The 19,287-nt window shown below is 59.5% G+C and carries 22 protein-coding genes; 18 read left to right on the plus strand and 4 right to left on the minus strand.

Annotated elements, in window-relative coordinates; genetic code table 11:
- Positions 1 to 173: 173 nt before the first annotated feature.
- From ACZ25R_RS15535 to ACZ25R_RS15550, 4 genes are all read left to right on the plus strand, one after another.
- Entirely contained in the window at positions 174 to 821 is a 648-nt protein-coding gene (locus ACZ25R_RS15535; RefSeq protein ID WP_472461468.1) for a VOC family protein, read from the plus strand.
- A gap of 109 nt (positions 822 to 930) precedes the next feature.
- On the plus strand, positions 931 to 1,788 hold the full coding sequence (locus ACZ25R_RS15540; protein ID WP_472461469.1) for a protein-methionine-sulfoxide reductase heme-binding subunit MsrQ: 858 nt from the start codon (positions 931 to 933) through the stop codon (positions 1,786 to 1,788).
- Between the two features lie 49 nt (positions 1,789 to 1,837).
- Positions 1,838 to 2,938, plus strand: a complete 1,101-nt coding sequence (locus ACZ25R_RS15545) for a pyridoxal phosphate-dependent aminotransferase (RefSeq protein ID WP_472461470.1) — start codon at positions 1,838 to 1,840, stop codon at positions 2,936 to 2,938.
- Positions 2,939 to 3,024: 86 nt separating this feature from the next.
- Complete coding sequence (locus tag ACZ25R_RS15550; protein WP_472461471.1) at positions 3,025 to 3,450, plus strand: DUF423 domain-containing protein; 426 nt, start codon at positions 3,025 to 3,027, stop codon at positions 3,448 to 3,450.
- Between the two features lie 51 nt (positions 3,451 to 3,501).
- Here ACZ25R_RS15550 and ACZ25R_RS15555 read toward each other — a convergent pair whose 3' ends face one another.
- Positions 3,502 to 3,957: a hypothetical protein gene (locus ACZ25R_RS15555; RefSeq protein ID WP_472461472.1), complete on the minus strand. Its 456-nt coding sequence runs from the start codon at positions 3,955 to 3,957 to the stop codon at positions 3,502 to 3,504.
- Between the two features lie 213 nt (positions 3,958 to 4,170).
- Between ACZ25R_RS15555 and ACZ25R_RS15560 the strand changes: the two genes are divergently transcribed.
- The 7 genes from ACZ25R_RS15560 (at position 4,171) to ACZ25R_RS15590 (ending at position 11,121) form a co-directional block, all read left to right on the plus strand.
- Positions 4,171 to 4,791: a TetR/AcrR family transcriptional regulator gene (locus tag ACZ25R_RS15560; protein ID WP_472461473.1), complete on the plus strand. Its 621-nt coding sequence runs from the start codon at positions 4,171 to 4,173 to the stop codon at positions 4,789 to 4,791.
- A gap of 16 nt (positions 4,792 to 4,807) precedes the next feature.
- Entirely contained in the window at positions 4,808 to 5,956 is a 1,149-nt protein-coding gene (locus ACZ25R_RS15565; protein ID WP_472462497.1) for an isovaleryl-CoA dehydrogenase, read from the plus strand.
- Between the two features lie 95 nt (positions 5,957 to 6,051).
- Positions 6,052 to 6,462, plus strand: coding sequence for an AbrB/MazE/SpoVT family DNA-binding domain-containing protein (locus ACZ25R_RS15570; protein WP_472461474.1), 411 nt, complete (start codon positions 6,052 to 6,054; stop codon positions 6,460 to 6,462).
- Position 6,463: 1 nt separating this feature from the next.
- Positions 6,464 to 6,844, plus strand: coding sequence for a type II toxin-antitoxin system VapC family toxin (locus tag ACZ25R_RS15575; protein WP_472461475.1), 381 nt, complete (start codon positions 6,464 to 6,466; stop codon positions 6,842 to 6,844).
- Between the two features lie 8 nt (positions 6,845 to 6,852).
- Complete coding sequence (locus ACZ25R_RS15580; RefSeq protein WP_472461476.1) at positions 6,853 to 8,460, plus strand: carboxyl transferase domain-containing protein; 1,608 nt, start codon at positions 6,853 to 6,855, stop codon at positions 8,458 to 8,460.
- Between the two features lie 20 nt (positions 8,461 to 8,480).
- Entirely contained in the window at positions 8,481 to 10,490 is a 2,010-nt protein-coding gene (locus tag ACZ25R_RS15585) for an acetyl/propionyl/methylcrotonyl-CoA carboxylase subunit alpha (protein ID WP_472462498.1), read from the plus strand.
- Positions 10,491 to 10,593: 103 nt separating this feature from the next.
- Positions 10,594 to 11,121, plus strand: coding sequence for a Dps family protein (locus ACZ25R_RS15590; protein WP_346304939.1), 528 nt, complete (start codon positions 10,594 to 10,596; stop codon positions 11,119 to 11,121).
- Positions 11,122 to 11,201: 80 nt separating this feature from the next.
- Here the strand turns inward: ACZ25R_RS15590 and ACZ25R_RS15595 are convergent, their stop codons facing one another.
- Positions 11,202 to 11,447, minus strand: a complete 246-nt coding sequence (locus ACZ25R_RS15595; protein ID WP_464663093.1) for a hypothetical protein — start codon at positions 11,445 to 11,447, stop codon at positions 11,202 to 11,204.
- Positions 11,448 to 11,911: 464 nt separating this feature from the next.
- Here ACZ25R_RS15595 and ACZ25R_RS15600 point away from each other — a divergent pair, with 464 nt between their 5' ends.
- Entirely contained in the window at positions 11,912 to 12,130 is a 219-nt protein-coding gene (locus ACZ25R_RS15600; protein WP_472461477.1) for a hypothetical protein, read from the plus strand.
- A 131-nt stretch (positions 12,131 to 12,261) separates the two neighbouring features.
- Positions 12,262 to 13,122: a LysR family transcriptional regulator gene (locus ACZ25R_RS15605; protein ID WP_223611349.1), complete on the plus strand. Its 861-nt coding sequence runs from the start codon at positions 12,262 to 12,264 to the stop codon at positions 13,120 to 13,122.
- Positions 13,123 to 13,297: 175 nt separating this feature from the next.
- Here ACZ25R_RS15605 and ACZ25R_RS15610 read toward each other — a convergent pair whose 3' ends face one another.
- On the minus strand, positions 13,298 to 13,564 hold the full coding sequence (locus tag ACZ25R_RS15610; RefSeq protein ID WP_223611350.1) for an SEL1-like repeat protein: 267 nt from the start codon (positions 13,562 to 13,564) through the stop codon (positions 13,298 to 13,300).
- A gap of 469 nt (positions 13,565 to 14,033) precedes the next feature.
- Between ACZ25R_RS15610 and ACZ25R_RS15615 the strand changes: the two genes are divergently transcribed.
- The 4 genes from ACZ25R_RS15615 (at position 14,034) to ACZ25R_RS15630 (ending at position 16,647) form a co-directional block, all read left to right on the plus strand.
- Positions 14,034 to 14,381 (plus strand): DUF2147 domain-containing protein, encoded by a 348-nt coding sequence (locus ACZ25R_RS15615; protein WP_223611351.1) that lies wholly within the window; start codon positions 14,034 to 14,036, stop codon positions 14,379 to 14,381.
- Between the two features lie 509 nt (positions 14,382 to 14,890).
- Positions 14,891 to 15,367, plus strand: coding sequence for an SRPBCC family protein (locus ACZ25R_RS15620; protein WP_463011469.1), 477 nt, complete (start codon positions 14,891 to 14,893; stop codon positions 15,365 to 15,367).
- A 60-nt stretch (positions 15,368 to 15,427) separates the two neighbouring features.
- On the plus strand, positions 15,428 to 16,216 hold the full coding sequence (locus ACZ25R_RS15625) for a DUF899 domain-containing protein (RefSeq protein WP_472461478.1): 789 nt from the start codon (positions 15,428 to 15,430) through the stop codon (positions 16,214 to 16,216).
- A gap of 26 nt (positions 16,217 to 16,242) precedes the next feature.
- Positions 16,243 to 16,647 (plus strand): GFA family protein, encoded by a 405-nt coding sequence (locus ACZ25R_RS15630; RefSeq protein ID WP_472461479.1) that lies wholly within the window; start codon positions 16,243 to 16,245, stop codon positions 16,645 to 16,647.
- Positions 16,648 to 16,681: 34 nt separating this feature from the next.
- On the opposite strand, the gene ACZ25R_RS15635 is transcribed toward ACZ25R_RS15630, so the two are convergent.
- Positions 16,682 to 17,383 (minus strand): glutathione S-transferase N-terminal domain-containing protein, encoded by a 702-nt coding sequence (locus ACZ25R_RS15635; protein ID WP_472461480.1) that lies wholly within the window; start codon positions 17,381 to 17,383, stop codon positions 16,682 to 16,684.
- Between the two features lie 170 nt (positions 17,384 to 17,553).
- Here ACZ25R_RS15635 and ACZ25R_RS15640 point away from each other — a divergent pair, with 170 nt between their 5' ends.
- Positions 17,554 to 19,062 (plus strand): AMP nucleosidase, encoded by a 1,509-nt coding sequence (locus ACZ25R_RS15640; RefSeq protein ID WP_346305340.1) that lies wholly within the window; start codon positions 17,554 to 17,556, stop codon positions 19,060 to 19,062.
- The last annotated feature ends 225 nt before the right edge of the window (positions 19,063 to 19,287 follow it).

The following is a 19,287-nucleotide window of genomic DNA, read 5'->3' on the forward strand; positions in this document are numbered from 1 at the left end:
TGCCATTGCTTCCTGTACATCTGCCGGTGACCCGTCGGCGGATTTTTTGCTGTTGCGGGCCCGTCTTGACAAAGACCATTGGTTCGCACGACTATTGCCGGGCTGCGTAGGGCGCATCGACGTGTGGTCGAAAGGGCAATGCCCGCCTGCGTCAAATGACAACAGATGCGCCAATGCCGAACCTCGAAAACCTCAGAAAGCAAGCCAAGCAGTATCTGCGCTGGCATCGTGAACGGTACCATCCCGTTGCCGCCGAAATCCGGGCCGCTCTGCCGCGGTTCCGGCATCTCGATGACAAGGACGTGCTGGATGCGCCGTTCAGGCTCAGCGACGCGCAGGAACTTGTGGCACGCCAGCGGGGTTTCGAAGGGTGGCAGGCGCTCCTATCAGGAGCCCAGACCATGAGCACACCCAGCCATCAAACTGCGCCGAGCGCCGTCCTCAGTTCCATTGCTGCCCAGCTTTTCGTCGCCGATATCCAGCGATCATGCGACTTCTATACCGGCAAACTCGGCTTTGCCGTTGATTTCCTCTATGGAGAGCCGCCCTTCTACGGACAGCTCATCCGCGACCGGGCCATGCTTGCCTTGCGGCTGGTCTGCGAGCCCGTCTTTGCCGGCGATATCCGCAGCCGGGAGCATCTGCTTTCCGCCTCAATCGCCGTCGACAGCGCGGCTGAGATCAAGCAGCTTTTCCTCGACTTCCAGGCGGCGGGCGTGTCCTTTCACCAGACACTGAGGAAGGAGCCTTGGGGGGCGCGAAACTTCATCGTACTCGATCCGGACGGCAATCTTATTCTGTTTGCCGGACCGGCAGACTGAGCCGCCGGATTGCGTGCTCCACACATCCCGGCATTTTCACGGCTTGTTGTCTTGTCACTGCCGGATTCCTGTGGATGTAAGGAGCCATGTGATCAGGGAAAACAGCGGCGTGATCAAGTTTCCATGGAATGACCGGGCAGGAAAGCCATCGGCCATCAAAATCGCAGCCCTCATTGCTGCCTTCATCCCTCTGGTGTTCATCACCACGGGCTACAAGGTCAATATTCTCGGACCGCGGCCGATCACGGAAGCCATTCACCAGACCGGTGACTGGGCGATCCGCTTCTTCCTGATCTCGCTCGCCATAACGCCGCTGCGCCACATCACCCGCTGGAACAGGCTTATCCTGATCCGGCGCATCCTCGGCCTTACCGCCCTCGCCTATGCCGCCCTGCACTTCTCGCTCTACATCGCCGACCAGAACGGCAATCTGCTGCGGGTGGCCAGCGAGATCTGGCTGCGCATCTATCTGCTGATCGGTTTCACCGCATTGCTTGGCCTGGTTGCGCTCGGCGTGACCTCCACCGATGGCATGATCCGGCGCATGGGCAGGAACTGGAACCGGCTGCACGCGCTCGCCTATCCGCTGGCGACGCTCGGCGTCCTGCACTTTTTCATGCAATCCAAGGCCGATGTCACGCAGGCAACGCTGATGGCGGGTTTTCTCATCGCGCTGCTGCTCTACCGCTTCGCCCATGCGCGCGGCTTTGCCCTGTCTTCGCCGTGGACGCTGCTTGCCATTGCCGTGCTGGCGACGCTGGGAACCGCCCTTGCCGAATATGCCTGGTTCGCGCTCGCCACGCGAATTCCGCCGATGCGGGTGCTGCTGGCCAACCTCTCCTTCGCCTATTCGATCCGCCCGATGTGGTGGGTCCTGGCGGCGGCGCTGCTTCCGGCCCTGTGGGTTGGCATAAAGCCGGCGGTCAACCGGCAAGGCCGCAAACTCAATCCTGTTACACCGAAATAAGAGACAGGTTTTGCTTTTCACCGCCGGAAAAAATGCTATCGCTGTGGCCATGGAACCGCAGCTTACCCCCCTGATTGAATCGCTCCCCTCCACCGTGCCCTTCGTCGGACCGGAAACACTGGAACGCCAACGCAACCGGCCGTTTCGCGCCCGGCTTGGCGCCAATGAGAACGGGTTTGGACCGGCACCATCGGTGATCGCAGCCATGCGCGACGCCGCGCCGGAGGTGTGGAAATATTGCGATCCGGAGAATTTCGACCTGAAGGCGGCGCTCGCCGCGCATCTCGCCGTCACGCCGCGCAATGTCGTGGTCGGCGAAGGCGTCGATACCCTGCTGGGGCTGACCGTTCGCCAATATGTGCGCGAGGGAACGCCGGTTGTCACCTCGCTGGGCGCCTATCCCACCTTCAATTTTCATGTGGCCGGGTTCGGCGGGCGGCTTGTCACTGTTCCCTACCGGGACGACCGGGAAGACCTCGATGCCCTGCTGGACGCAGTCGTCCGCGAAAAGGCGCCACTGGTCTATTTCTCCAATCCCGACAACCCCATGGGGACATGGCACGAGGCAGCGGCGATCGAAGCCTTCATCGCCGCCCTGCCCGAAACCACACTGCTGATCCTCGACGAAGCCTATGGCGAGACTGCCCCGGCCTCCGCCCTGCCCGCCATCGACGTCTCGCGGCCCAACGTGCTGCGCATGCGCACTTTTTCCAAGGCCTATGGCCTCGCCGGCATGCGCTGCGGCTATGCCATTGGCGCGGAAAGCCAGATCACCGCCTTTGACAAGATCCGCAACCATTTCGGCATGAACCGCATGGTGCAGATCGCTGCGCTGGCCGCCCTTGCCGACCAACCCTATCTCAATAAGGTGGTGGCGCGGATCATAGCCGGGCGCGACCGCATCGCGGCAATCGCCGCCAGGAACGGCCTTGCCGCTATCCCTTCCGCCACCAATTTCGTCACCATCGACTGCGGGCGCGATGGGGCCTACGCCGCCAGCGTGCTGAGTGGTCTCATCGAGCGCGACATTTTCGTCCGCAAGCCCATGGCCCCGGTGCTTGACCGCTGCATTCGTGTCAGTGTCGGACTGGACGAGGAATTGGACCTGTTCGAGGAAAAGCTCGCCGAGACGCTGGCTGCATTGAAATAGATCCGGGAAATAAATCCGGGAAACAGATCTGAAAAGCGGACCGGGAAAGCAGACCACAGCTGCACCGACATAGACTGGAACCGAACATGGCATTGAATGGCGACACCCACCTTGGTGATACCAACAGCGGTACCCCCGCCGATACACGCGGGCACAACCTTAATCGGACATTCGCCGGCCTTGGCGGCCTGATCGGCGCCGCTGGCATCGCCGCCTATGCAGCGGCCGCGCACAGCGCCAGTCCGCATATGGCAACGATTGCGCCCATCCTGTTCATCCATGCTCCGGCGTTCCTCGCCCTTGCGGTGCTGGCGAAAATCAGCCGCGCGGCCTATGGCGGCGGCCTCGCGCTGTTGCTCGGCCTCCTCCTGTTCATCGGCGATCTTGCCTCCCGCGATATCACCGGTGACCGCCTGTTCCCCGGCGCCGCGCCTGCAGGCGGTACTCTGCTCATCCTCGGCTGGCTGCTCGTTGCCGCCACAGCCTTCCGCACATTCGATTTCAGGAAATAGTTGTCGCGCTATAGAGAGATATGACGCCCTGTCGTCTGACGACCGGTGAGATCAGCTTATTCCCTTCAGCTTGTTGTTGCACAGCTTGTAGTAACCACCGCCTTTCTCGATCCAGCGCATGCCGCCCAGCGTATTGTTGTCCTTGTTGATGTGATAGTGCTCCAGACAGGTGTGCATGCGCGCCTTGGCCGGTTTTTCCGCCGCAAATTTGCTGGAAACGGCGCTCGGAAACACGAGTGATTTCGGCACCACGGCCGTCGGGGCGGCCTTTGGTGCAATCTCCGGTTTTGCCTCAGGTGACCCAGTTTCCGCCGCCGCAGACGCCGCTTTCGCGCATTCCTGCTTGCGGAATTCGTTCCAGCCCGTTGTGCTGCCTGCCGCTTGCGCAGCTTTGTACCTGGCACTGCACTCCTTCATTGAAACGGCCTGCGCCGGCACACCCCATGCCAGCAGAACAATTGCAGCGGCCAGCGCAGGCAACAGATGTTTGAATTCTCGACCAACCATGCTTTTCAACTCTCAGTCTTATGAAAAACGCTATTCAATCAAAGGCATATTGAAGACTGGCAATAAACTGAATCTACCCGATTTTGCGCTGCGGCACCATCGGACGCCTCTCATCACTTCGTCTGAGAGCCTTCGTCTCCCAGTTGTGCAAACCAGTATCGAGGGTTGAATTTGCCTCTTGAATGAATTGAACGTTCGTTTTATTAATACCCCATGGCGAGAACAATTGGCTCAGACGGCGAGAAGACCCAGGCAGCGATTCATGTCGCGGCAAGGCGGCTGATTGCCAAGGTCGGCTACGAGGCCATGTCGATGCGCCAGCTAGCGGAAAAGGTCGGCGTGCAGGCGGCGGCCCTCTACCGCTATCACCCGACCAAGCAGGAGCTGCTGTTCGCGGTGATGCGCGACCACATGGACCGGCTGCTGGCGGCCTGGCGGACCGAGAGCCAGACCCTGACCACGCCGCTCGAACGGCTTGCCGCCTTTATCCGCTTTCACATCCGCTATCATGTGGAGCGGCGGGACGATGTGCACATTGCCAATATGGAACTGCGCAGCCTGCAGGGCGACAAGCTGGCCATTTTGGTGGCATTGCGGGCGGTCTACGAGAACGAGCTGCGGCTGATCCTCGAGGCGGGCAGCGCATCCGGTCAATTCGATATCGATGACATTCCGCTGACGACCCGTGCCATCATTGCGATGACCACCGGCGTGAATGTCTGGTTTCGCCCCGACGACAGGCTTACTGTCACGCAGATTGCGGAAAAATACGTCACTATGGGATTGCGCCTTGTGGGCGCCAAGAATGTCACGACAAAGGACATGGGAGAGTAGCATGTATCAGTCAGGTCTGCGATTTGGACTTTCAGATGATCTCGAAGCGCTGCGCGAGACGGTGCACCGGTTCGCGCAGGAACGCATCGCACCGCTTGCCGCCGAAACGGACCAGTCCAACCAGTTCCCCATGCATCTCTGGCAGGAAATGGGCGCGCTCGGCCTGCTCGGCATGACGGCAAACCCGGATTTCGGCGGCTCGGGCCTCGGCTACCTCGCCCATGCCATTGCCGTGGAGGAGATTTCCCGGGCATCGGCGTCCGTCGGCCTGTCCTACGGCGCGCACTCCAATCTTTGCGTCAACCAGATCAACCGCTGGGGCACGGACGCGCAGAAGGCGAAATATCTGCCGAAGCTGTGTTCGGGCGAGCATGTGGGCTCACTCGCCATGTCCGAGCCCGGTGCCGGCTCCGACGTCGTGTCGATGAAGCTGCGCGCCGACAAGAAGAATGACCGGTACGTATTGAACGGCAACAAGATGTGGATCACCAATGGTCCCGATGCCGATACGCTGGTGGTCTACGCCAAGACCGATCCCGCCGCCGGGTCGCGCGGCGTGACGGCGTTTCTGGTCGAGAAGGGTTTCAAGGGTTTCAGCACGGCGCAAAAGCTCAACAAGCTGGGCATGCGCGGCTCCAACACCTGCGAACTGGTATTCGAGGATTGCGAGATCCCGTTCGAGAACGTGCTCGGCGAAGAGGGCAAGGGCGTGCGCATCCTCATGTCCGGCCTCGACTATGAACGGGTCGTGCTTGCCGGCGGCCCGCTCGGCATCATGGCTGCTTGCCTCGACGTGGTGGTGCCCTATGTGCATGAGCGCAAGCAGTTCGGCCAGCCGATCGGCGAATTCCAGCTGATGCAGGGCAAGCTTGCCGATATGTACACGACGATGAACGCCTCGCGTGCCTATGTCTACGCGGTGGCTGCCGCCTGCGACCGCGGCGAGACCACGCGCAAGGATGCCGCCGGCTGCATTCTCTATGCGGCGGAAAAGGCCACCTGGTGCGCTCTGGAGGCCATCCAGGCGCTGGGCGGCAATGGCTACATCAATGATTACCCGACGGGACGCCTGCTGCGCGACGCCAAACTGTACGAGATCGGCGCAGGCACCAGCGAAATCCGCCGCATGCTGATCGGGCGCGAAATGTTCGGGGAGAGCGCCTGAATGGCATGAATTCTATTTTATGTCATTCTTTGGTAGAATTGCCATGTTTTATGAATGATGGCAGGTTTCTTCCATTGTTACGTGAGGAGTCCAAAATGGTTTCCGACAAAAGCACGAAAGGCTTCGAAGAGGAGCCACATACATTCGACCATATGTCCGCTTCGCCTTCAACGATTGAGTCAAAGACCATGAGTGCAACGGTCGGCGAAGGCGGACGACTCGTGATCCCGGCGGAGCTGCGCAAACTCATGGAGCTTTCACCGGGCGAAGGTGTCGCGCTGCGTGTCGTGGACGGTGTCCTGCACGTTGTATCAGCGACGATGGCTCTCAAACGGGTGCAAGCCATCGCAAGCAAACTCAGGAAGCCCGGCGTAAGCCTCGTCGACGAATTCATTGCAGACAGGCTGGCCGAACAGCGTGCCTCGGATGAACGATTTGACCGCCTGCATCGGGAAGCGATGGAGCGTGCGAACGAAACGTCTCCCGATAAGGAGCCCCGTCGCTAGTATGAAAGTGGTGGTGGACGCGTCGATTGTTCTGGCGATTTTCCTCAAGGAGCCGCGCGTCGAACACGCCGTTGGCCGGATAAAGGGCGCCTTGTGTTCAACCGTGAATCTGACCGAAATCTTGACACGTTGTGCGGATGGAAACGTTCCTGCGCGCGCGGCCTTCGATTTCCTTGGCTCGCATGGCATTACCTTCGCCGACCATGACGAAGACCTCGCCCTGGCTGCGTCAAAACTCCGCCCCGCAACCCGCCACAAGGGTCTTTCTCTCGGCGACCGCGCCTGCCTTGCTCTTGCCATAAGGGAAGGCGCCACTGCCATTACCACCGACCGCGCCTGGGCCGACCTTGATGTCGGCTGCCACATCGAAGTGATCCGATAGGAGAATACATGAGCATACTTCAGTCCCAGATCACCACCACATCCGAAACCTTTGCCGCCAACACGGAGCGCATGCGCGCCCTTGTCGATGACATCAAGGCCAAGGCTGCGCTGGTGAGCAAGGGCGGGACCGACGAAGCACGCAAGCGCCACACCGCGCGCAACAAGCTGCTGCCGCGCGACCGGCTGGTGCAGTTGCTTGATCCCGGTTCGCCCTTTCTGGAAATCGGCCAGTTTGCCGCCTGGGACATGTATGGCGACAATATCGCATCGGCGGGGCTGATCGCCGGTATCGGACGCGTTGCCGGCAAGGAGGTGATGATTGTCGTCAACGACGCCACGGTCAAGGGCGGCACCTATTATCCGCTGACCGTGAAGAAGCATCTGCGCGCGCAGGAAATCGCGCTGCAGAACAACCTCCCCTGCATCTATCTCGTCGATTCCGGCGGCGCGAACCTGCCGAACCAGGACGAGGTTTTCCCGGACCGCGAGCATTTCGGGCGCATCTTCTACAACCAGGCGAACATGTCAGCGGCGGGTATTCCGCAGATCGCGGTGGTCATGGGCTCCTGTACGGCGGGCGGCGCCTATGTGCCGGCCATGTCGGAAGAAACCATCATGGTCAAAGGCCAGGCGACCATCTTTCTCGCAGGCCCGCCACTGGTGAAGGCCGCGACCGGCGAGGACGTGACGGCGGAAGACCTTGGCGGCGCCGAGGTGCACACGCGCGAGTCCGGCGTTGCCGATCACTATGCCATGGACGATGCCCATGCCCTTGCCATCGCCCGGCGCATCGTCGGAAACCTGAATCGAAAGAAGGTGATAGGGCTCGACCTTCGCAAAGTGAGTCCGCCTCTTTACGATCCGCATGAACTCTACGGCGTCGTGCCCACGGACCTGCGCCAGCCCTACGACGTGCGCGAAGTCATCGCCCGCGTGGTCGACGGTTCCGAATTCGACGAGTTCAAGCAGAATTACGGCACCAGCCTCGTCACCGGCTTTGCCCATCTCTACGGCATGCCGGTCGGCATCATCGCCAACAATGGCGTGCTGTTTTCCGAAAGCGCGCTGAAGGGCACGCACTTCATCGAGCTGTGCACCCAGCGCGGCATTCCGCTCGTCTTCCTGCAGAACATCACCGGCTTCATGGTCGGCCGTTCCTATGAAGCGGGCGGCATCGCCAAGGATGGCGCCAAGCTGGTGACGGCGGTTGCCACGGCGCGCGTGCCCAAGGTGACGATGATCATCGGCGGATCCTTCGGCGCGGGCAATTACGGCATGTGCGGCCGCGCCTTCTCGCCGCGCTTTCTGTGGATGTGGCCCAATGCCCGCATTTCCGTCATGGGCGGCGAACAGGCGGCAACGGTGCTGGCGCTGGTCAAGCGCGAGGGGATCGAACGCAAGGGCGGTGACTGGCCCGCTGCCGACGAGGCAGCCTTCCGCGCGCCGATCCTGGAAAAATACGAGCGCGAGGGCCACCCGCTCTATTCCTCGGCGCGCCTGTGGGACGACGGCATCATCGACCCGGCCAAAACCCGCGAGGTTCTCGCCCTTTCACTTTCCGCAGCCCTGAATGCACCCGTGGAGGATACCACATTCGGTATCTTCAGGATGTAAGGAGAAAAACCATGACAACAATGTTCTCCAGAATCCTCATTGCCAATCGCGGCGAAATTGCCTGCCGGGTCATCCGCACCGCGCAGAAGATGGGTATCGGCACCGTTGCCGTCTATTCCGACGCCGATGCCGATGCGCTGCATGTGGCAATGGCCGACGAGGCCGTGCATATCGGCGGCTCTTCGGTCTCGGAAAGCTATCTGCGCGCCGACCGCATCATTCAGGCGGCCATCGATACGGGCGCCGAAGCCATTCATCCCGGCTACGGGTTCCTGTCGGAAAACCCCGGCTTTGTCGATGCCGTGGTCAAGGCCGGACTGGTGTTCATCGGCCCCTCGGCCGATTCCATCCGCGCCATGGGCCTGAAGGACGCCGCCAAGCGGCTGATGGAAAAGGCGGGCGTGCCTGTCGTTCCCGGCTATCACGGTGAAGCGCAGGAACTGGTCGTGCTCGCCTCCAAGGCGCGCGAGATCGGCTATCCCGTGCTGATCAAGGCACGCGCCGGCGGTGGCGGCAAGGGCATGCGCAAGGTCGACAGCCCCGACGATTTCGCCGAAGCGCTAGGCAGCGCGCGGCGCGAAGCCAAGAGCGCCTTCGGCGATGACCGGGTGCTGGTGGAAAAATATGTCTCCAAGCCACGCCATATCGAAGTGCAGGTGTTCGGCGACAATCACGGCAATGCCGTGCATCTCTATGAACGCGACTGTTCGCTGCAGCGCCGCCACCAGAAGGTGATCGAGGAAGCCCCTGCTCCCGACATCACGCCGGAGATGCGCGCGGCGATGACCGACGCCGCCGTGAAGGCGGCCAAGGCCATCAACTATTCCGGCGCGGGCACGATCGAATTCATCGTCGATGCCAGCCAGGGCCTGCGGCCGGACGGCTTCTGGTTCATGGAAATGAACACGCGCCTGCAGGTCGAGCATCCCGTGACCGAAATGATCACCGGGCTTGACCTGGTGGAATGGCAATTGCGCGTGGCGGCGGGCGAACCCCTGCCGCTGACCCAGGCGCAAATCCCGCTGAATGGCCATGCCGTGGAAGCGCGGCTTTATGCGGAAGACCCGGCCAAGGGCTTTCTGCCAGCCATCGGCACGTTGCATCACCTCGCCTTTCCCGCTGCCGTCAGGGAAGGCACGGTGCGGATTGAGACCGGCGTGCGCCCGGGCGACACCATTTCCCCCTATTACGATCCGATGATTGCCAAGATCGTCGTTCACGCCAAAGACCGCGCGACCGCGCTGCAAGCCATGGAAGACGCCCTTCTGCACACGGAGATTGCCGGAACGGTCACCAATGCAGCATTCCTCGCCGCATTGGTGCGGCATCCGGGTTTTGCCGCCGGTGATGTCGATACCGGCCTGATCGACCGGGATCTTCACAGCCTGGTCGTTCCCGTGGCCATGCCGGCGGGCGCAAAGGAGCTGGCCGTGCTCTATGCGAGCGGCCTTCTGACAAAGGTCACCTCCGACGATCCCTGGACGGCACTGCGCGGCTACAGCCATCTGGCGCCGTCGCAATACCCGGTCACGCTGGGCGAGCCCGGCCATACGCTCCGCTATGGCATTACGGTTCTGGATGACGATCGGTTCGAGATCGCCGCAGCCGACGCCACCCTTGACCTGCGGGTGCGGCGCGATGGCAGCGGTTGGCACATCACCGGCAAAGGCATTAACCTGCGGGCGAAGACCGCGGCAATACCGCAAGGCATTGCGGTCATCGCCAGAGGCGTGGTGGCAATTTTTGCCGTGCCGGATCCCCTGCAGCAGGCCGACGAGGCCGGGGGTGCGGGCGACCGGCTTACCGCGCCGATGCCGGGTCTGGTGAAATCCGTCCGGGTCTCTGCCGGCGATCTCGTCAGGAAGGGGCAGGTTCTTCTGGTGCTGGAGGCCATGAAGATGGAACATTCCATCACCGCTCCGCATGACGGAAAAATTGCCGAGATCGTCAACGAAGGGGCTCAGGTCAAGGAGAAGACGGCCCTTGTGCGCTTCGAAGAGGCGGAAGTCGCCGCGTTGACCAAGATTTGAAGCAGAAATGACAAACAGTCGTGCTAGTCGTATATCTGCGACGAGCACCACTTGCCTACTCAAGTCGTAAGAATTTCCCATTCACAGCAGAGGAGATCGACCCATGGCTACCAAATCATTGCAGACGATCAAACGCGCGCCCACCGCAACGCCCACCGATCTCGGCGCGGACGCGACCCGCGACATCGCAGCAGCCGTCAATGCGCTGCTCGCCGATACCTTCGCGCTCTACATGAAAACGAAAAACTTCCATTGGCATATGAGCGGGCCGCATTTTCGCGATTATCACCTGATGCTGGACGAACAGGGCGCCCAGATTTTTGACATGACCGACGTTCTGGCAGAGCGCGTGCGCAAGATCGGCGGCACAACATTGCGCTCCATCGGGCAGATTTCCGCCCAGCAGCGCCTGCTCGACAACGACGCCAATTTCGTGACGCCGGAGGACATGCTGGCCGAACTGCGCGACGACACGAAGAGCTTTATCGGTTATCTGCGGCAGGTGCATGAGCTTTGCAGCGAATATCATGACAGTGCCACCACGAGCATCATCGAGAATTACATCGATGAATCCGAGCGCCGTCACTGGTTCCTGTTCGAAGCAACCCGCACCGGTCCTGCCAGCGTCTGATGTGCTGACAACGGTTTCATCGACAGAGCGGCATGAACAGCGCCTTTATCGGCAACACGGGTTCATGCCGTTCAATCCTTTTAATCGTTCGCCTTGGTCATTTTCGCGCGTTTGTCGCGGTTCTGCGTATCGGCAATCAGGGCTTCCACGGCGGAAATGTTCAACGCCAGAGTGGCTATCCGTTTCAAGGTATTATTGTCAGGAAAAGCATTGGTCTTTGCAGTCAAAATTATCAACTCTTTTTGAGCACGGCTCAACCTTGACAATAATGCCCCAAGCTCGTCCTGCATAACTTCCCCGTCTTCTTTAAGAATCAAAAATTCCATAAACCGTTTACTTAGCTGATATCCCGGTGTTCGCAACCCCTAAGAGTTGCGAAAGTCTCACTAAAAAACCACATTAAATCGAATTAACTATCATAAATCTAATGATAGGTTTAATCATAGCCTCTCACAGAAATTCATAACAAAAAGACAAAACAACATAAAAAAATGAGCATTGTTATCAAATCAATTCTAATCTGATAAAGATATATCTTATTTAAAACTTTATATTACACATCATTTAGAAGAAAATATTTGCATTACTGTGACAATCCAAAGCATCTGCTCCAGATTCTCCTGAATGTGCAGCCCCTTGAAATCAGGCCCGCAACTCAGACCTGCCGGGTCGCAGCGACGTTCCCATGAGAACAATGGCCCCTTAGCATGATGCCGTCTAACGGCTAGGTTGCAATCACAACAATAATCTCGTTCTGATTGCGTCAATAATGTGGAATTGCCGAAGAAGAGTGTTCAGCGTCGAACCGGCAGTGGTGTCAACGGTACGGCTGGTTCGAGTGCCGCAGGAGTACCCGCAGCCGCTTCAGGCGATAACAGCAGGCGATCCCGGCTACGTCCTGGCGCGTGATACCGGCATCGCGCAGCAAATGTTCACCCGGCTTGCGCGACAGTACCGCGAGTTGGCGAGCCTCGCGATCAGCGATCTGCAATCCCTTCCAAAGATTTGAAAACAAGCAGAAAACAGACATGGAGCTGGTCTCGAATGGCGAATAGTCACCATGCTTGACGCATGCATTGACATACATCAAACGAATAGAAATTATGCCTGTCATTCGAAATTTTAATTGCAGGGAACACCATGAACCCGCCACTCGACAGCGATCTGCTCCGTACGTTCCTGGCCGTGGCAACGGCCGGCAATGTCACCCGCGCGGCGGAAAGGATCGGGCGCACGCAATCGGCCGTGAGTGTCCAGATCAAGCGGCTCGAGGAGGTTCTGGGAGAAAGCGTTTTTGCCCGCGGCTCGCGCGGCGTTGCGCTGACCGCCCAGGGCGAAGCACTGCTCGTCAACGCGCAGCGCATCGTCGCGCTGCTGGATGAAACCATGGCGACGATCCGGGCCAAGCCGCTTGGCGGCCCCGTACGGATCGGCCTTCCCGAAGAATATGGCTACACGATCCTGCCGCGCGCCCTCGCCGCCTTTGCCAGCCAGCATCCGCAGGTGGAGGTAACGGTCAAATGCGGATATTCGGCACAGCAGCTGGCCGCACTGGATGCGGACGAGCTTGATCTTGCCGTCATATTCAACTGGGAGCCGCCGGCAACCGGCGAGGTTCTGTTTGTCGACCCGACCGTCTGGGTCACCTCGGAGGTGCATTGCGTGCATGAAATCACGCCGGTTCCCATCGCGATCTACGAGCGCTCGGACTGGTGCAGGAAATTCGCCATGGGATCGCTGGAACGCAACAGGATCGATTACCGCGTGGCCTATAGCTGCGATACGGGCGGAGGCTTGAAAATAGCGGCGGTTTCTGGCCTTGCCATCGCCCCGCTCGCGCGCAGCAACATTCCGCCGGGCTGCCGCGAACTGACGGAAGCAGAGGGATTTCCAGTCATTGATTCATCGAATGTCGTGCTGCGGCGCAATCCGCGGATGATGAGTCCCGCAATTGACGGCATGGCCAAGGTGATCCGCGATGCGTTCCAGCCAATGGGCTGAGCCATTGCTGTCTCGTGCCGGTGTGGCTTGAGCGCTCATGCGTGGTTCGACAAGCTCACCATGAGGGAGGGTGAGGATTGCAGAGAGTTAAGTTCTGCAACGTTTGTGAACAACCTTGCACCAAACCACTTCCCTCATGGTGAGCTTGTCGAACCACGCACCAAGCATCTGCAGTTCAGTGCGTGGTCATCCATTCGCGGGCTTCGCGCATGGCCGTTGCCAGATCGGCCTTGGACATGGTTTTCACCAGTTCGGCGCGCAGTTCCGCAGCCCGGTCGCTGCCTTTGATTGCCGCAATGTTGAACCATTTGTGCGCGGCGACATGATCAACGGCACAGTCACGGCCCGTGGCATACATGATGCCCATTTCAAAGAGGATGTCCGTTTCTGCGGTGCCGCCGACATGTCCGGCATCGATATTCTGAAGATCAAAGCGTGCCATTTTACCGAGTCCCTGTTTAAACCGATAAGCCCTGTTAGACTTCTGAGAACCGCCTGATTTGTTTGTTTTGGCGTGCTCTTTCGATGTTTTCGAGAATGCCACACAGCCCTCAAATTGCTGTTAAGGGGCATGATTAACTGGAGCCAAACAAAACAAAAACAACTGGTAAACTTCGGAATTCATTAAATATATCGCCCCAGCAATTGCAGGCATTTGGATCAAATTCGCCTAAAATGCCATTATCCGATTTCAAGCCTTTGCTAACCAAGGCACAGCTTCTTTTTGTCGAGCTTGGAGCCATTCGCACTGGAATCTCCTCTCCGTTCCGCAACGCCCGCCTGCAAAAAACCCCGGCTGCGAGCGCATAAGGCTTCCTTTCAGGGATTTTTTGAATTACGTTTACGTAAGGGACATGCAAATGGATGCGGAGAGACCCCATTTGCCGCACAACCCTTATCGGGAGGAACATATGAATCGCAAACTCTTATTGGCATGCGCCGGCGTTGTATTGATGGCAGGTCCGGCACTGGCCGAGGAACCGATCGTCGGCACGTGGAAGCGGCCGACCGGCACGCTCATCCAGTATTCGTCCTGCGGCGCCGACAAGTATTGCGGCACCGTCTTGACCGGCGAGTACAAGGGCAAATCCATCGGCGAGATGTCCGGCAAGGGCGGGTCCTACAAGGGACAGGTCAACAAGCTCGACGAGGGCAAGACCTATAATGGCAAGGCCAGCGTCAGCGGCAACACATTGTCCCTGTCCGGTTGCGTGCTGGGCGGGCTCATCTGCAAGAGCGAAAGCCTGACACGCCAGTAATTTTCAGACGGCATGCCAAACCCCGTGAAAGCGTAGAGCTTTCGCGGGGTTTTTGTTTGCTTGCATCAGATATGGCCGGCCCGGCCGGGTAGTGCCGTCTTGCGATGCGCTTACCGCTGCCCGTACCGTGCGCCGAAACCCCAAGGCGTGCACCGCTTGCCTTCTCCAGGTCTTTGAACGCGGCTTCGATACCCCGCCCCTTCGCTGCGCCCGCCGGTCTGATCGACTGCAACAGGGCCGGAACAACCGGCATGGACCCAACACGTGCAGCGCGGCGTGTAATATGACCCGACATGTCTCATCTGCGTCTCCGGCATCGTGAATCGCAAGGCGGTCCTTGCCGGAGCGGAAACTGATGCGGGATGTGGCGCTTTCCAAGGAAAATGTGTGACGCAAAAAAGTAAGCGCCGGCAATGTTGACGTTGGCAAAATCAGAGTGTAATAAACCAAAAGGTTATTTAACCTATGAGTTAGGTATGATCGGTTCGGAATGGGAAGGAAGAGGAACCATGACCGCAGCGCTGGCCCGCAGGGACAATGATCGCGAACTGACAATCGTCCGGATCGTCGATGCGCCGGTGGCGCTCGTTTTCAAGGTCTGGTCACAGCCGGAGCATGTCGTGCGCTGGTGGGGCCCGAAGAATTTCACCTGCCCGAACTGCCAGATCGATTTCAGGGAGGGCGGCGCCTATCGCTCGTCCATCCGCTCTCCCGATGGCGAGGACGCCTGGATGGTCGGCCGTTACACGCGGATCGTCGAGCCGGAGCGGATCGTCTTCACCTTTGCCTGGGAGGATAGCGATGGCCTGCGCGGGCCGCAGACATTGGTAACCGTCACCATGAGCGCGCAGGGACAGCGCACGCGGCTCGTCTTCCATCAGGCACCGTTCGATTCCGCCGACGACCGGGATTCGCATGAGAATGGCTGGACCGAATGCATGGAACGGCTGGAGGCCTATGTCGAGCCGCTGGGCCGCCTTCACTGAGGAGCGTATGCCCCCGCTTATGGACTGATTATCGCTTGAACCAATATCAAGGAGGAAACGATGAACACCCATGCACACCCTGACGACCGCAAGGTTGTTTCCCGCGCCGAGTGGGAGAAGGCCAGAAAGGCCTTTCTGCTGAAGGAAAAGGCCTTCACCAAACAGCGCGACGCCCTGAACCGCGAGCGCCGTGCACTTCCGATGGTGCAGATCGACAAGGATTATGTGTTCGAGGGGCCGAAGGGCAAGCTCGGCCTGTCCGATTTGTTCGAGGGGCGCCGCCAGTTGATCGTCTATCATTTCATGCTGGGACCGGGCGACGGCGAAGGCTGCCCCGGCTGCTCCTTCCTTGCCGACAGTATCGGCAATCTGGCACATCTGCACGCCCGCGACACCACGCTGGTGGCCGTCTCACGCGCACCCCTCGCTGAAATCGAAGCTTACAGAAGACGCATGGGCTGGACATTCCCGTGGGTGTCGTCGCATGGCAGCGATTTCAACTATGATTTCCATGTCACGCTGGACGAGACGGTCACCCCGCCCGTCTACAATTACACCACGGCCGAGGAATATGAGCGCAAGGGCATGCCCTGGTTCATGCGCGGCGAACAGCCGGGAACCAGCGTCTTCCTGCGCGACGGCGATACGGTCTACCACACCTATTCGAGCTATGGACGCGGCGGCGACCTGCAGCTTGGCACCTACAACTATCTCGACCTGACGCCGCGCGGCCGGCAGGAGGGCTGGGATGGCACGCCCGATCTTGGCGGTCTCGGCAAGAACTGGGTCAAGCGCCATGACGAATACGCCGGCACGACCAAATCCGCCGACGATAGCTGCTGTCACTGATTTCGATCCCCCAGCGGAGATATCCGATGAAAAAAACCTATCATGGCAGCTGTCATTGCCAGGCCGTGCGTTTCGAATGCACGATCGATCTCGATGCCGGTACGAGCAAATGCAATTGCTCGTTCTGTGCCAAGCTGCGGTTCTGGAAAGCCTTTACCGGTGGTGATGCGGTACAGATCCTCGCAGGCGCTGACAATCTCACGCAATACCAGTTCGGCAGCAAGACCATCACGCATTCCTTCTGCAGAACCTGCGGCGTCAAGCCGTTCGGACAGGGCAATCTGGAGGTGATGGGCGGGCCGTTCTATGCCGTCAACCTGTCCGTTCTCGATGACCTTTCGCTGGAAGAACTGCTGGCAGCCCCCGTGCAATATCAGGATGGCTTGCATGACAACTGGGGGGAGGCGCCGGAGGAAATCCGGCACCTGTAGAAGGATGATCCTGCTCCCGACGATGGCTCGCCTGTCAGCGCGCCCGTTGGCCGAACAGGATTTTCTGCGCTTCCTTGTCGTCGGCGAGATTGCGGCGCGCTTCCTTGCCCAGATCCCTGCCCCGCTGAACGGCAGGGCGGGCGCTTATGGCTTCAAACCAGCGCTTGAGATTGGGAAAATCATTGAGATCCTGCCCCTGATTGGCGTAGGAGACAACCCAGCCGAATGACGCCATATCGGCGATGGAATAGTCGTCGGCAAGATAGTCCCGGCCTTCCAGACGCCGGTTCATCACGCCGTAAAGACGGTTGACCTCGTTGGTGTAGCGGTTGATGCCGTATTCGATCTTTTCCGGAGCATATTGCCGGAAATGATGCGCCTGCCCGGCCATGGGCCCGAGGCCGCCCACCTGCCAGAACAGCCACTCCTCCACGGCGACGCGCTTGCGCTCGTCCTGCGGATAGAACTTGCCGAACTTGCGGCCGAGATATTGCAGGATGGCACCGGATTCGAACACGGAGATCGGTTCGCCGCCGGGCCCTTCCGGATCGATGATCGCGGGCATGCGATTGTTGGGCGCGATCTTGAGGAATGACGGTTCGAATTGTTCGCCCTTGCCGATATTGACCAGCTTGAGATCGTAGGGAACCCCGAGCTCTTCCAGCATGATGGAAATTTTCCAGCCGTTGGGTGTCGGCCAGTAGTAGAGTTCAATCGGCTTGGTCTGCGTCGTCATGTCGGTCTCCTGGGAGCTTGATCTATCCGGTCAAACATAAGTGCCCGATGCCCGATCGCAATAGCCGGCGGCCGATTTCCGGCCGGCTTTGGCGGGCGGCCTGAACCGAATTGAAATTTCAGGCTTTTTGCCATCTCCCAACTGACATCCGATTTCACTATATTAGGAGCATGAACAATCGAATCGGAACAAAGAAACCCGTCGCCATCAGCATGCCGCCCCATGTTGAACCCGAAGAATTTACCGACGCGAAAGCCGCCGTGCAGGCGCTGATCGCCCTTTACGAGCGGAACACGCAGTTTCTGCGCGATGGCTTCGACAAGGTCGCCAAGGGCAAAGTGGAAAACAACACGCATTTTCGTGCCTTCTATCCGGAAGTGCGCCTGTCCACGTCAAGCTATGCGCAGATCGACTCCCGCCTCGCCTTCGGCCATGTGTCGGCACCCGGCCAGTATTCGGCCAACATCACCCGGCCCGATCTTTTCGAAAGCTACCTGGAAGAACAGATCAGACTGCTGATCCGCAATCATGGCGGGCCGGTTACGGTGCAGGAATCCACGACACCGATCCCCATCCACTTTGCCTTCCTTGAAGGCACCTATGTGGAATCCTCGGTTGCCGATGCGTTCCAGCGCCCGCTGCGCGATCTCTTCGATGTCCCCGATCTCAACGCCACGGATGACCGGATCGTCAATGGCGAATATGAGACCGACGATATTGACGGGATCATGCCGCTGTCGCCGTTCACGGCGCAGCGCGTGGATTATTCCCTGCATCGCCTGTCGCACTATACCGCGACCCGTCCCGTGCATTTCCAGAACTATGTCCTCTTCACCAACTATCAGTTCTACATCGATGAGTTCTGCGCCCTGGCGCGGCGGCTGATGGCCGAGGGTGGCGGCGGCTACGAGCGGTTCATCGAACCGGGCAACCTGATCACCGAAGCCGGTGACGACGCGCCGACGTCCGGCGTGCCGATTGGACGGCTGCCGCAGATGCCTGCCTATCATCTGGCGAAGAAAGACAATGCCGGCATCACCATGGTCAATATCGGCGTCGGCCCCTCCAACGCCAAGACCATCACGGACCACATCGCGGTTCTACGCCCGCATGCGTGGCTGATGCTCGGCCACTGCGCCGGACTGCGCAACACACAGGCGCTCGGCGACTATGTGCTGGCCCATGCCTATGTGCGCGAGGATCACGTGCTCGATGACGACCTGCCGGTCTGGGTGCCGATCCCGGCGCTGGCCGAAGTGCAGGTGGCGCTCGAACAGGCGGTCGCCGAAGTCACGGGACTTGAGGGCTACGACCTGAAGCGCATCATGCGCACGGGCACGGTTGCCACCATCGACAACCGCAACTGGGAACTGCGCGACCAGCGCGGACCGGTGAAGCGCCTGTCGCAATCGCGCGCCATTGCGCTCGACATGGAGTCGGCGACCATTGCCGCCAACGGCTTCCGCTTCCGCGTGCCCTATGGAACGCTGCTGTGTGTTTCCGACAAGCCGCTACATGGCGAATTGAAGCTGCCGGGCATGGCAACGGAGTTCTACAAGCGTCAGGTCGCCCAGCATCTGCAGATCGGCATCCGTGCGCTGGAGAAACTGGCGGAAATGCCGCCGGAAAAACTGCACTCGCGCAAGTTGCGCAGCTTCTTCGAGATGGCCTTCCAGTAGCAGAGACGAGCTTTTCTCGGCGGATGGCCTGACGATTTGGCGATTGTTGCTTGGAAACAAGGGCGAAATGCCGTATTCTTCTGGAGTGGAGATGGGCTTTCGCCCACCTCCTTTTTCTAGATAGTGAATTGAACCCGGAGCGTGACTTGCCAGCCAGTCCGGGTTCTTTTCACGTCTAGTGTGATGCTCAGTGGCAGATACCACATCGCGTCACCTCCAGTTTTG

The organism is Phyllobacterium sp. RCAM01083, from assembly GCF_055685835.1.